Below are 13,082 nucleotides of genomic sequence, written 5' to 3' on the forward strand. Positions count from 1 at the left end.
CGAAGCCGGCGCCCGAAGCCGGCGCCGGACACCCGCCGGCAGGGCGGGGCAGGGCCGTTCGCCCCTAGCCGCCCGTCCGCGCTCCTGCACATGATCGTCCACAGGCAGGAAGCGCCGGAGCCGGGGCCGCGTTGCACTCCCGCACAGGTCCCGGCTGAAAGCGGAGCAATGACTGGATGGAACATGGACACGGGTGCCGGCTCAGCCGGGCTCGGGGCAGTGACAGTGGTTCAGGGCGCCTCCTTCTGCATTTCCTCGCACAGCGGTGACATCCAGCCGGGGCAGCCGCAGGGCGTCTTCTACCAGGACACCCGCATCATCTCCCGCTGGCGGCTTACCATTGACGGCCAGCCCCTCGAACCGCTCAGCGCCCGGACGGAGGAGCCCTTCCGGGCCGTCTTCCTTGGCAGGGCCCAGCACATGGACGACCGCGCCGACAACCCGCTGGTGGTCGAGCATGAGCGGCACATCGGGGCCGGACTGCTGGACGAGATCGGCGTGCGCAACTACTCCCGGGGCCATGCCGAGTTCGTCCTGACAGTGACGCTCGACGCGGACTTCGCGGACCTTTTCGACGTCAAAGGCGGCCGGCATGTCACGCCGGTCCATCTGACGCGGACGGTGGGTAAAGGCGAACTGCGCATTGAGGCGGTGCGGCGGGTCCATAAACGGTCGGTGGTGATTCAGGCACCGGACGCGGACATCGACGAACATTCGCTCACCTTTCATGTGTCCATCCCGGCCCGCGGTCGGTGGTCGACGACGATCATCGTGACTCCTCTGGTGCAGGACAAGAAGCCGGCGGAGCCGTTCTCGCACGAAAAGAAGGTCCTGGAACGGGAAGCAGTCCGCCGGCATGAAGCCTGGGAGGAACACATCCCGCAGCTGACCCTCGACGACAAGGCCGTGCAGATGGTGCTGGGCCGCAGCTCCGAGGATCTCGGCGGCCTGCGGATCTTCGACCCGGACCATCCCGACCGGGTGGTGGTCGCCGCCGGAGCGCCCTGGTTCATGGCACTCTTCGGCCGGGACTCGCTGCTGTCCTCCTACATGGCGCTGGCGATCGACCCCTCCCTGGCTACGGGTACCCTGCAGACGCTGGCGGAGATGCAGGGAGAGAAGGTGGACAACGCCTCCGAGGAGGAACCGGGAAGGATCCTGCACGAGGTGCGTCTCGGCCTCGACGCCGGTGTCACCCTGGGCGAGGGAAAGGCCTACTACGGCACGGCGGACGCGACACCTCTCTTCGTCGCCGTACTCGGCGAGCTGAACCGGTGGGGCCTGGCCGAGGAAACGCGGCGGGCGCTGCTGCCGCACGCGGACCGCGCACTGGACTGGATCCGCGACTACGGGGACCGGGACGGAGACGGCTTTGTCGAATACCTGCGCGCCAACGAGCACGGCCTGATCAACCAGGGCTGGAAGGACTCGTGGGACGGCATCAACTTCGCCGACGGTACCCTGGCCGCGCCGCCGATTGCGCTGAGCGAAGTCCAGGGCTACGTCTACGCCGCCTACATCTCCCGCGGCCTGCTCGCCCAGACCGAGGGCGACACTGTGCGTGCAGCTGAGTGGGCGGACAGAGCCGCGGCGTTCAAGGAAAAGTTCAACAAGGACTTCTGGATGGAGGACAAGGGCTGCTTCGCCACCGCCCTTGACAAGGACAAACGGCAGGTCGACTCGTGCGCATCCAACATCGGTCACTGTCTGTGGACCGGGCTTATCGACGAGGACAAGGCCGGCTCGGTGGCGGCAATGCTGATGTCCCCCCAGATGTTCACCGGCTGGGGGGTCAGGACGCTCGCCAGCAACATGGGCGCCTACAATCCGGTGAGCTACCACAACGGGTCCGTGTGGCCGCACGACAATGCCCTCATTGCCGCGGGCCTGATGCGGTACGGCTTCGTCGAAGACGCACGCAAGATAGCGACGGGGCTCTTTGCCGCCGCCGCGCATTTCGACGGCCAGCTGCCCGAGCTGTTCTGCGGCTTCGACAGGGAGACCTACGGGGAGCCGGTGCCGTACCCGACGTCGTGCTCGCCGCAGGCCTGGGCTTCGGCCGCACCCATCCAGCTCATCCGCTCGCTGCTCCGTTTCGACCCGTTGCTGACCCACCACGAGGTCTGGCTGGCGCCGGTGCTGCCGCGCGAATTCGGGAACTTCCGGGCGGACAACCTGCTCCTCGCCCATTCGCGGCTGTGCCTTAGCGTTTCCAACGGGCAGCTCAATGTTGAGGGGCTGCCCCCAGGGGTCGCCCTGCGCCACGAACCGCGTCCGGCGCTGCCGAAGGTGCTCGCCACCGACTCGGACGGCGGCCCAGGGGCAAGGACGGGCGGCCGCTGAGATGCGGATCGGGCTCATTGCGCCGCCGTGGTTCCCGGTGCCTCCGACAGGCTACGGCGGCACCGAATCCGTCGTGGACCTGCTGGCCCGCGGCTTTGCCGACGCGGGCCACCAGGTGCTGCTCGCGGCCGCAGCGGACAGCCGCTGCCCGGTGCCGCAGGTGCCCGGGCTGGAGCGGGCCGACGCCGACCTGCTGGGGTGGACGCGCTCCGAGTTGCACCACGTGATCCGCGCCTACCGCGCCCTCGACGGCGTCGATCTGATCCACGACCACACGCTCGCCGGGCCGCTGTACCTCTACCGGCCGCGTGCGACCCCGGTGGTAACCACCGTGCACAACCTGCTGACGCCGGACCTGGCCGAGATCTACCGCGTCGCCGCGCAGGAGACCGCAGTCGTCGCCATCTCGCGCAACCAGGCCGCGAACGCGCCGGCGATCGACTTTGCCCGGGTGATCCACCATGGCCTCGACATCTCGGATGTGCCGGTGGGCGACGGGCGCGGAGGCTACGTGTGCTTCCTGGGCCGGATGAACCCGGATAAGGGCCCGGCGGAGGCCATCCGCATCGCGCGCGCCGCCGGCATCCCGCTGAAAATCGCCACCAAGATGCGCGAACGCACCGAACTCGAGTACTTCGCGAACGTCATCAAACCGATGCTCGGGCCGGATGTGGAGCTGTGCGGAGAGGTCACGGCCGCCGAGAAGTACGCGCTGCTGGGCGGTGCCGTCGCGCTGCTGAACCCGATCCAGTGGGCTGAGCCGTTCGGCTTGGTGATGATCGAATCGCTCGCCGCGGGAACTCCCGTGGTCGGCACGCCCCGCGGTGCGGCCCCCGAGATCGTCGACGACGGCGTCACCGGCTACCTCTCAGCGGATCTCGACACTCTGGCTGCCGTGCTGCCGCGCGCGGCACGGCTGGACCGTCGGGCCTGCCGTGCGGCCGTGGAGGAGCGGTTCACAGCAACCCGGATGGTCCGCGACCACCTGCGGCTCTACCGCGACCTGCTCGCGCGCGGACCGGCGGTGCGTGCCGCCGCCGCGGGATGAGGGAATCTCAGCGCTCCTCGAAGACGTCCGGCACGCCGTCGCCGTCGGAATCGCGCAATTCGAGTTCCTCGACCTGGCGGTAGTGCCGGTTGCGGATCCGCAGGACGACGGCGGCGACCAAGGCCGCGGCCAGCGAACCGCCCAGGATCGCGAGCTTGGCGTGCTCCCCGTGTGCGGATCCGGTGCCGAAGCTGAGTTCGGAGATCAGCAGCGACACGGTGAAACCCACCCCGGCCAGCAGGGCCAGCCCCGCGACGTCGACCCAGGCGAGGCCCTCGTCCAGCGAGGCACGGGTGGTCTTCGTGACGAGGAAGGTCGCGCCGAAAACGCCGAGGGGCTTGCCCGCGACCAGGGCCAGCACAATGCCGGCAGCGGCCGGGTCCGCCAGCGCGGCGCCCAAACCGGACGCGCCGCCCAGCGCGACGCCGGCCGAGAAGAAGGCGAAAACCGGCACCGCCACGCCGGCGGAGAGCGGACGGAACCGGTGCTCGAAATGCTCGGCGAGGCCGGGCCCGGCCTCCGGACCCCCGGCTTTCCGGCTGCGCAGCACCGGCACGGCGAAGCCCAGCAGCACCCCGGCGACGGTCGCGTGGATACCGGAGGCGTGCACCAGCGCCCATGTGGCAAAGGCGAGCGGCAGCAGCAGGTACCAGCTGCGCACCCGCTTCTGCACCAGCCAGGTGAACAGGCCCAGCGGGAGGAAAGCGAGCGCGAGGAGGCCGGGCTGCACGCCGCTGGAGTAGAAGAACGCGATGATCGCGATGGCGATCAGGTCATCCACCACGGCGAGGGTGAGCAGGAAGGTGCGCAGTGCCGTCGGCAGATGGGTGCTGATCACGGCGAGGACGGCCAGGGCGAACGCAATGTCGGTGGCCGTCGGGATGGCCCAGCCCTTCAGCACCGCGCCGCCCGCGCCGAGGTTGACCAGCACGTAGAGCACTGCCGGGAGTACGACGCCGCCGGCGGCCGCGGCGACCGGGACGACCGCGCGGCTGGGTTTGCGCAGGTCCCCGGCGACGAACTCGCGCTTGAGTTCGAGGCCCGCAACGAAGAAGAAGATTGCCAGCAGGCCGTCCGCGGCCCATTCGCCCACGCTGAGGTCCAGATGCAGGGCGGCGCTGCCGAACCGCAGGTCCCGCAGCGCGGTATAACCTGCGGCCCAGGGCGAATTCGCCCAGACCAGGGCAGCGAGCGTGGCAGCGAGCAGCAGGGCGCCGCCGACGGTTTCCTTGCGGAGGATTTCGGTGATGCGCAGATGCTCGGGGTAGCTGGAGCGGCTGAAGATGCGCAGGTGGTTCACGGAGGCCCTCCGGGTCCAGGGGTTGCTGATGGTCGTGCCGACCAGACTTCCCGGCTCACCTGGTACCAGTCTATCCGGCCGGCCCCGGCCGGTGAGGGGGCGCTCCGCGACTGCCCTGGGCGGCATGATCTGTAGATTCGCGCAGGGTTGGCGGGCTGGTTCTGCGCCGGGGGAGGTGAAGCGGCGGTTCCGCGCGCGAAGGGGCCTGTGCGGGCGGTTCTGCCTCCCCAGGCGAAGGTCCAGTCGTCCCAACGACGTCGTCGTCCCTGAGCCGCCGCACCGCATTCCGCGACGTGACGGATGATGCCGCCTCGGAGGGGTCCGAGACGGCATCATCCGTAGATTCGCGCCGCGGTCCCATAAGGGACCCCGGCGGTTCAGCCCGGCGGTTCAGCCACGCGGTTCAGCCAGGCGGCTTAGGCGAACAGGGTCCGCAGGCCGACGACGGCGGTTGCCAGGCCGAGCACCATCGAAATGCTCACGAGCATGATGTGCACGGTCATGAACCGGGTCGGCTTGCCGGACTCGTCCCGGGCGCGAGGGTCCTTGAGGACGCGGCGCAGGAACGGCGGCCAGACGACCAGCGACCAGACGCCGGCGAGGATGAGCACCAGGGACAGTGCGACGGGCAGCTGCATGGCTCAGTGCCCGTCGAGCCAGGCCTGCGCCTGCTGGGACTGGATGTTCAGGGCCTTGCCGACCATGGGCTCGGCGGCCTCGGCGATCTTCCCGCCCAGGAACGGCACGGACGAGCTGACGTTGCCTTCGAGGTCCACGCGGGTGCTGCCGCCCTCGGGCACCAGGCGCTGCACGGCCGCGACGTCCAGCGGGGCGCCAGCGACCTTCAGGCTGATGTGGGTGGTGCGGGAACCGTCCGCTGCGGGCGCCTCCCACTTCTCCACCTGGGTGACTTTGAGTTCCTCCCCGACGAACTTGCGGGCGATCTCGGGCAGGCGCGTGGTGGGCAGGGTGCGGACCACTGTGGTGCTGAAGGCGCCGGCGGTGTCGCCGTCCACAGCCACCGATTCGAGCCGGCCGCCAACGTGCTCGGACGTTTGGCGCAGGAAGTCCTCGTTGACGAAAACTTCGGTCACTCGCTGGACGTCGGCGGTCAGTGTGGTGGTAGCGCTCAGGGCCATAATTCCTCCGGGTCTTGGGATGGTGCGCCTTCCATCCTATCGTCGGCCAGTGCCTTGGCCGCCGCGGCGATGTTGCGGGACATGGCCGGGAAGATGATGCTGTGGAAGGGCAGCACGCCCAGCCAGTAGAGCCGGCCGCTAAGGCCCTTGGGGAAAAAGATGGCCCGCTGGTGGTAGATGCTGCCGCTGCCGGAGGGCTCGACGGACAGTTCCAGCCAGGCCCGTCCGGGCGCCCGCATCTCGGCGTGCAGGCGCAGCAGCCTGCCCCGGTCAATGCGCTCCACGCGCCACCAGTCGACCACTTCACCCTCGTTCAGGTGACGCGGGTGCCGGCGGCCGCGCATCAGTCCCGCGCCGCCGGTGATCTTGTCCAGCCAGCCGCGCACCTCCCAGGCCAGCGGGAGCGAATACCAGCCGTTCCGGCCGCCGATGCCCTCGATCACCTCCCAGACGTACCTGGCCTCCACCGAAGAGCGGTAGGTGCGCTCGTCCACATAGACCTTGTGCCCGGCCCACTGCGGGTCGCTGGGCAGCGGATTGGCCTCCGGGGAGAGCCCCGCAGCGTTGGCCCAGGTGGTCTCGACCTGCCCGTCGCGTTCCTTGTCCAGCGCGAGCGCCACGGCCCGGCGGTACGGGGTGAGGCCGCCGTCGGGCTGCGGGATGTAACGGTCGACGTCGTGCTCCGCGGCGACGGCGTCCTGCTGCAGCGACTCGACCAGCGGCAGCGACATGGACAGCGGAATGGGCGTGACCAGCGCGACCCAGAGTCCGGCCAGGCGCGGGGCGGGAATCGGCAGCGCCCACACCGGCCGGCGGGGGAGCCCGGCCTCGGCGGCGTACTCCTTCATCATCTGTGCGTAGGTGAGCACCTCCCGGGACCCGATGTCGAAGGTCCGGTTCAGCGGTTCCTCGAGCCCGGCAGCGCGGACGAGGTAGTACAGCACGTCGCGGACGGCGATCGGCTCGATCCGGTTCCGCACCCAGCTCGGCGCCGGCATGAACGGCAGCGTCTCGGCCAGGTGCCGGATCATCTCGAACGATGCCGAGCCGGACCCGATGACGACGCCGGCCTGGAAGACCACCGAGTCCACGCCGCTGGCAAGGAAGATGTCGCCGACGGCGGTGCGCGAGCGCATGTGCGTGGAAAGCCCGACGTTCTGCGGGTGCAGCCCGCCCAGGTAGACGATCCGCCGGACTCCGGCTGCCTTGGCGGCGGAGGCGGCGATGCGGGCCATCGCGGATTCCTTCTGCTCGAAGCCGCTCCCGGAGGCCATTGAGTGGACAAGGTAGTAGAAGGTGTCCACCCCGTCGAGGGCGCCGCGCAGCGCCTCCTCGTCGTCGAGCCGGTCCTCGATGACCTCCACCTCGTCGTGCCAGGGGACGTCGGCTATTTTGCGCGGGGAGCGAACGAGGACCTTCACCCGGAAACCGGCCTCGAGCAGCCGGGGCACGAGCCGGCCGCCGATGTACCCGGTCGCGCCGGTGACGAGTACCGTCCTTGAGCCCCGGTTTTCCGCGGGATTTCCCTCCACAGGCATCTCCGGTCTCCTCCTCCACGGTGGCGGAACCGCGCCGTCGGACGCGCTTGTTCAGCCAGCTTAGCAACGCCGAAAAGACCGCCGTGCGGTTGGAGGCCGGGCGCCGGGAAGCCTAAAGTGGAAGCGTAATCCCGGGGTTCTGGCAGAACTTCGGGTATTCGTGTTGTGCCCTGACGGGGCTGAGGGAGTTTGTCATGAGTCTGAATGGTCTGCGGCGCGCGCTGGAGCAGGACACCTCGTTCTCCCGGGTCCGTGAACAGGCCTCGAGGCCGTTCGGCGGCCGCAGCGACGAACTGCAGGTCGGCGCGCCGTCCGGAATGCGCCCGGTGCTGCTCGCGGAAATGGCTGCGGGCCTGCAGGAGTCCGGCGGCGGCGTCGTCCTGGCGGTGACCGCGACCGGCCGCGAAGCCGAAGATCTCGTGGACTCCCTGCGCTGCTACCTCCCCGCCGACGCCGTCGCGGAGTTCCCCAGCTGGGAGACCCTCCCGCACGAGCGGCTCTCGCCCCGCTCGGACACCGTCGGCCGGCGCCTGGCCGTGCTGCGCCGGCTCACCCACCCGGAAGGCTCGCCGCTGCAGGTCGTCGTCGCACCGGTGCGCGCCGTCGTCCAGCCCTTGGTCAAGGGGCTCGGTGACCTTGAACCGGTGTCCGTGAAGGTCGGCGACGACGTCGAGTTCAGCGACCTGGTGCGCCGCCTCGCCGCTGCCGCCTACGCCCGCGTGGACATGGTGACCCACCGGGGCGAGTTCGCCGTCCGCGGCGGCATCCTCGACGTGTTCCCGCCGACTGAGGACCACCCGGTCCGCATCGACTTCTTTGGCGACGAGGTGGAGCAGATGCGCTGGTTCGCCGTCGCCGACCAGCGCTCGCTGTCCTCTCCCGGCCTCAAGCACCCGACGGAGCTCTACGCGCCGCCCTGCCGCGAACTGCTGATCACCCCGTCGGTCATGTCCCGCGCGGCGAAGCTGCAGCACGAGTGGCCGGCTGCGGCATCGATGCTGGAGAAGATCGCCGGCGGCATCGCCGTCGAGGGGATGGAGTCGCTCGCCCCCGCCCTGGTGGACTCGATGGAACCCTTCCTCGCCCAGTTCCCCGAAGGCTCGCTCGCCGTCGTGATCGAGCCCGAAAAGGTGCGCACCCGGGCCCACGACCTCACCGCGACCAACGAGGAATTCCTCGAAGCGGCCTGGTCCACCGCCTCCGACGGCGGCTCCGCGCCGCTGGACCTTGCCGGTGTGGACCTCGAGGCGGCCAGTTTCCGTACGCTGGCGCAGACCCGGGCCACCGCGGCCGAGAACAAGGTGGGCTGGTGGTCCATCACCTCGCTGAACCCCGACGACGAACTGGTCCTCGACGTCGACGTTCTCACCATCGCCGCCCGCGAGCCGCGCGGCTACCAGGGCGACGTGGGCGAGATGCTGGACTTCATCGGCTCCCGGGTGCGCGACCAGTGGCGCCTGGTCGTGGCCACGGACGGACCCGGACCGGCGCAGCGCCTGGCCGAACTCTTCCACGACGCCGACATTCCGGCCGCGCGGGTCGACTCGCTGGAGGAGCTGCCGCAGCCGGGCATCATCGAGGTGACCACCGCCGCCGCGGGCCGCGGCTTCGTGCTGGACGGCCTGAAGCTGGGGCTGCTCACCGAAGCGGACCTGCTCGGCCGCACCTCCCCGGGGTCCACCAAGGACATGCGGAGGATGCCCTCCAAGCGGCGCAACGCCGTCGACCCGCTGCAGCTGCAGGCCGGGGACTTCGTGGTGCACGAGCAGCACGGCATCGGCCGGTTCGTGGAGCTGATCCAGCGCTCCACCGGCGCCGGCCAGGCCAAGCAGGTCCGCGAGTACCTGGTGCTCGAATACGCGCCGTCCAAGCGCGGCGCCCCGGGGGACCGGCTGTTCGTTCCGACCGACCAGCTGGACCAGGTGACCCGCTACGTGGGCGGGGACACGCCGTCGCTGAGCAAGATGGGCGGCTCGGACTGGGCCAAGACCAAGAGCCAGGCGCGCAAGGCCGTCAAGGAGATTGCCGGTGAGCTCATCCGCCTCTACTCGGCCCGGATGGCTTCGCGCGGGCACGCCTTCGGACCGGACACGCCGTGGCAGCGCGAGCTTGAGGAAGCCTTCCCCTACGTGGAGACGCCGGACCAGTTGACGACCATCAACGAGGTCAAGGCGGACATGGAGAAGGAAATCCCGATGGATCGCCTGGTCTCCGGCGACGTCGGCTACGGCAAGACCGAGATCGCGGTCCGCGCCGCGTTCAAGGCCGTGCAGGACGGCAAGCAGGTTGCCGTGCTGGTGCCGACGACGCTGCTCGCCCAGCAGCACTACGAGACGTTCAGCGAAAGGTTCTCCGGGTTCCCGGTGCGGGTGAAGCCGCTCTCGCGCTTCCAGACCGCGGCCGAAGCGAAGGAAACCTCCGAGGGCGTCAAGAACGGCGCCGTCGACGTCGCCATCGGCACCCACCGACTGCTCTCCAAGGAGGTGCAGTTCAAGGACCTGGGCCTGGTCATCGTGGACGAGGAGCAGCGCTTCGGCGTCGAGCACAAGGAGGCGCTGAAGAAGATGCGCACCAACGTGGACGTGCTGGCGATGAGTGCGACGCCGATTCCGCGCACCCTGGAGATGTCGCTCACCGGCATCCGCGAGACCTCCACCCTGGCCACCCCGCCGGAGGAACGGCACCCGGTGCTGACCTACGTCGGGCCGTACACGGACAAGCAGACGTCCGCCGCGATCCGCCGGGAACTCATGCGCGAAGGCCAGGTGTTCTTCGTGCACAACCGGGTCAGCACCATCGAGCGCACGGCCGCGAAGATCCGCGAACTGGTGCCCGAGGCGCGCGTGGAGGTCGCCCACGGGCAGATGAGCGAAGCGCGCCTGGAGCAGATCATCGTGGACTTCTGGGAGAAGCGATTCGATGTGCTGGTCTGCACGACCATCATCGAGACAGGGCTGGATATTTCCAACGCCAACACGTTGATTGTCGACGGCGCGGACAAGTACGGTCTGTCCCAGCTGCACCAGCTGCGCGGGCGTGTCGGCCGCGGCCGCGAGCGGGCCTACGCCTACTTCCTCTTCCCGTCCGAGAAACCCCTGGGCGAGGTGGCGCTGGAGCGGCTCAAGGCGGTCGCGGCGCACAACGAGCTCGGCGCCGGCATGCAGCTGGCCATGAAGGACCTTGAGATCCGGGGGGCCGGCAACCTGCTCGGCGGGGAACAGTCCGGGCACATCCAGGGGGTCGGTTTCGACCTGTACATCCGGCTCGTCGGCGAGGCCGTGGCGGACTACCGCGGCGAGGCCGAGGAGAAGGCGGCGGAGATGAAGATCGAGCTGCCGGTCAACGCCCACCTGCCGCACGACTATGTTCCGGGGGAGCGGCTGCGCCTGGAGGCCTACCGCAAGCTGGCCTCGGCCCACACGGACGAGGCCATCGACGAGGTGCTGGCGGAGTTGGTGGACCGCTACGGCGAGCCGCCGGCCCCGGTGGTGAACCTGATCGCCGTCGCCCGGTTCCGGGTCCAGGCGCGCTCGGCCGGTCTGACCGACGTGGCGCTGCAGGGCAACTTCATCAAGTTCGCCCCGGCGGCACTGCCGGAGTCCAAGACGATGCGCCTGAACCGGATGTACCCGGGCTCCTCGGTCAAGCCCGCGCTGAACGCAGTGCTGATCCCGAAGCCGAAGACCTCCCGGATCGGCGGCCGCGACCTGGCGGACGCCGAGGTGCTGCAATGGGCGCAGGGCGTCATCGACGCGATTTTCAAGGAGTAGCCGGGCGGGTCGCGAGCCATCTGCAGACGTTCCGCCCCGGATCGTTTACTGTTTCAACCGTCATGTACGCGCGGGGGAGCCGGCCTGGGGTCCGGCAGCTGCATCTGGAACCGGGGGACCACAATTGAACAAGAAGCACGTGTCGGCAGGGATCCTGCTGTCCGCAGCGCTGGCACTGACGGGATGCGCGGGCGGGGCAGCGACCGGCAACGCCGCATCCGTTTGGGCCAGCACGAAAGCCGCCACCGATTCCACACCCAAGCCCGCGGCCACTCCGACGCCGACACCGACGCCGGTGAAGACCTACACGAACAAACAGCTCGCGGCGATCATCACTGAGCTCGAGGACGCGAACGGGCAGCCCATGACGGTCATGCCCGCCGCGCAGATCGACCAGGGCCTGGTCAAGGCCAAGGAGCTGCGGCAGAACGCCGTCGTCACGCCGGCCGCCTGCGCCGACCTCGCCGCCAACAATAACGGCATCCCCGAAGGGACGACCTATGCCGCGGGCGAGAGCATCTCCATGAAGGAAGAGACGCTGACCGTCGTCTCGGCTGTGGGGGCCAAGTCGCCGGCGCTGCTTGCCGGTAACACGACCAAGATGGCCGGCATGTACAGCAAGTGCTCCAACTTCACCGTCCAGGCCGGCGGGATGACCCTCAAGGCGCATGTCCAGCCGCTGGCGGTCACGACGAGCGGGGACCACTCCGCCGGGGTGCTGATCACCCAGACCACGCCCACGGGCGACAAGGTGACCACCCTGGTGGTTTCCGGCTCCAAGAGCACCCTCGGAGCGAGCGCCATCAAGATGGGCGCCGCCGTCACGCCCGGCTCGGCCCCCGAGCTGGTCAAGCTCGTGGACGCAGTCCTCGCCAAGGGCTGACGCCAACTCTGCCCGGCGCCAACTCTGCCCGTTAACGGCCCGCGGACCCCGTTCCGGGCCGGTGTGACCGGCTCCGGGACGGGGTCCGCGGGCAGAGTTGGCGCACCGGGGCGCCGGCTAGCGTCCTCCACAGGGTCAGCCGCGGCTGCCGCCGGCAACATGCTGAGCCGGGCCCGTGCGGGCGGAAGCCATCGCGGTCCAAGGTGGGCTCATGGTGGTCGAGATCCTGCGTCAACTCCACGGTGCAGCACGCCTCGGTGAGCTGTTGGCCGCAGGCGCCTCACGGTCTGAGCTGCGGCGCGCCTGCGAACGGGGGCAGGTGCTGCGGCCGGCCTACGGCTGCTTCGCGCTGCCCGACGCGCCTGCTGACCACCTCGCTGCCTGCGTGACGCCCGGCAGCCTGACCTGCCTCAGCTCGGCCCGGGCGCACGGCCTGTGGCTCCTGCGCGAACCGGAGGTACCGCACCTGCTGGTCCGCCGCGGCCGCCAGGGAAGCCTCGTACCGCACCGGCATGACGGGACCGGCAGGACGCCCCGAATCGTGGACGTCCCCGAGACGGTGCGGCAGGCCGCGCACTGCTTGCCCGCTTTGGAAGCACTCGTCATCGCGGAGTCATGTGTAGCCAAGGGGCTGCTCAGTGCGGCGGGAATGTCGCGGGCGCTCGACTTTCCGGCCGGCAGGAACATCGCGCGGCTTATTGACCCGCAGGCGCAGTCACTGCTGGAGACGGTCGCGCGCTGGCTGCTCATGGAGGCGGGGTACAGCGTGCAGTCCCAGGTGTATTTCCCCGGCGTCGGCCACGTGGACCTGCTGGTGGAGGGCAGGGTCGTGGTGGAGCTGGACGGGTTCGAGTTCCACTCCGCCCGCGAGGACTATCGGCGGGACCGGCTGCGGTGGAACTCGCTGACCTGCGCAGGGCTGCCCGTGCTGCGCTTCACGTTCGAAATGGTGATGGCGCGGTCCGGTTATGTCCTGGCCTGCGTCCGGGAAGCGCTCGCGCAACCGGCGCACGGGTGATCCGCGCAGCCCTGCCCGGCGCCAACCCTGCCCGTTAACGGCC

The 13,082-nt window shown here is 69.6% G+C and carries 9 protein-coding genes; 5 read left to right on the forward strand and 4 right to left on the reverse strand.

What is annotated here, in order from left to right; all coding sequences use genetic code 11:
• Positions 1 to 168 precede the first annotated feature (168 nt).
• Entirely contained in the window at positions 169 to 2,343 is a 2,175-nt protein-coding gene (locus KIH31_RS07710) for a glycogen debranching N-terminal domain-containing protein (RefSeq protein WP_214426506.1), read from the forward strand.
• Position 2,344: 1 nt separating this feature from the next.
• The gene (locus KIH31_RS07715; RefSeq protein ID WP_214426507.1) at positions 2,345 to 3,391 is read left to right on the forward strand and encodes a glycosyltransferase family 4 protein; all 1,047 of its coding nucleotides are present in this window, start codon (positions 2,345 to 2,347) and stop codon (positions 3,389 to 3,391) included.
• A gap of 7 nt (positions 3,392 to 3,398) precedes the next feature.
• On the opposite strand, the gene nhaA is transcribed toward KIH31_RS07715, so the two are convergent.
• From nhaA to KIH31_RS07735, 4 genes are all read right to left on the reverse strand, one after another.
• A complete protein-coding gene (gene nhaA, locus KIH31_RS07720) occupies positions 3,399 to 4,691 on the reverse strand; it encodes a Na+/H+ antiporter NhaA (RefSeq protein ID WP_307857579.1) in 1,293 nt (430 codons plus the stop codon).
• 416 nt (positions 4,692 to 5,107) lie between these two features.
• Positions 5,108 to 5,329, reverse strand: coding sequence for an SCO4848 family membrane protein (locus KIH31_RS07725; RefSeq protein ID WP_214426509.1), 222 nt, complete (start codon positions 5,327 to 5,329; stop codon positions 5,108 to 5,110).
• Between the two features lie 3 nt (positions 5,330 to 5,332).
• Positions 5,333 to 5,830, reverse strand: a complete 498-nt coding sequence (locus tag KIH31_RS07730; RefSeq protein ID WP_214426510.1) for a DUF2505 domain-containing protein — start codon at positions 5,828 to 5,830, stop codon at positions 5,333 to 5,335.
• Complete coding sequence (locus KIH31_RS07735; protein WP_214426511.1) at positions 5,821 to 7,368, reverse strand: SDR family oxidoreductase; 1,548 nt, start codon at positions 7,366 to 7,368, stop codon at positions 5,821 to 5,823. Before KIH31_RS07735 ends, KIH31_RS07730 begins: the two co-directional genes overlap by 10 nt.
• Positions 7,369 to 7,562: 194 nt before the next feature.
• Here KIH31_RS07735 and mfd point away from each other — a divergent pair, with 194 nt between their 5' ends.
• From mfd to KIH31_RS07750, 3 genes are all read left to right on the forward strand, one after another.
• Positions 7,563 to 11,138: a transcription-repair coupling factor gene (gene mfd, locus KIH31_RS07740; protein ID WP_214426512.1), complete on the forward strand. Its 3,576-nt coding sequence runs from the start codon at positions 7,563 to 7,565 to the stop codon at positions 11,136 to 11,138.
• 124 nt (positions 11,139 to 11,262) lie between these two features.
• Positions 11,263 to 12,021: a hypothetical protein gene (locus tag KIH31_RS07745; protein ID WP_214426513.1), complete on the forward strand. Its 759-nt coding sequence runs from the start codon at positions 11,263 to 11,265 to the stop codon at positions 12,019 to 12,021.
• A gap of 211 nt (positions 12,022 to 12,232) precedes the next feature.
• Positions 12,233 to 13,039, forward strand: a complete 807-nt coding sequence (locus KIH31_RS07750) for a type IV toxin-antitoxin system AbiEi family antitoxin domain-containing protein (protein WP_214426514.1) — start codon at positions 12,233 to 12,235, stop codon at positions 13,037 to 13,039.
• Positions 13,040 to 13,082 lie beyond the last annotated feature (43 nt).

It is taken from the genome of Paenarthrobacter sp. DKR-5, assembly GCF_018531425.1.
In the GTDB taxonomy this organism is placed as follows: Bacteria; Actinomycetota; Actinomycetes; order Actinomycetales; family Micrococcaceae; genus DKR-5.

Coding starts and splice junctions, on each gene's coding strand:
- KIH31_RS07710 (WP_214426506.1), top strand. CDS start 169: ATGACTGGATGGAACATGGACACGGGTGCCGGCTCAGCCGGGCTCGGG.
- KIH31_RS07715 (WP_214426507.1), top strand. CDS start 2,345: ATGCGGATCGGGCTCATTGCGCCGCCGTGGTTCCCGGTGCCTCCGACA.
- KIH31_RS07725 (WP_214426509.1), bottom strand. CDS start 5,329: ATGCAGCTGCCCGTCGCACTGTCCCTGGTGCTCATCCTCGCCGGCGTC.
- KIH31_RS07730 (WP_214426510.1), bottom strand. CDS start 5,830: ATGGCCCTGAGCGCTACCACCACACTGACCGCCGACGTCCAGCGAGTG.
- KIH31_RS07735 (WP_214426511.1), bottom strand. CDS start 7,368: ATGCCTGTGGAGGGAAATCCCGCGGAAAACCGGGGCTCAAGGACGGTA.
- mfd (WP_214426512.1), top strand. CDS start 7,563: ATGAGTCTGAATGGTCTGCGGCGCGCGCTGGAGCAGGACACCTCGTTC.
- KIH31_RS07750 (WP_214426514.1), top strand. CDS start 12,233: ATGGTGGTCGAGATCCTGCGTCAACTCCACGGTGCAGCACGCCTCGGT.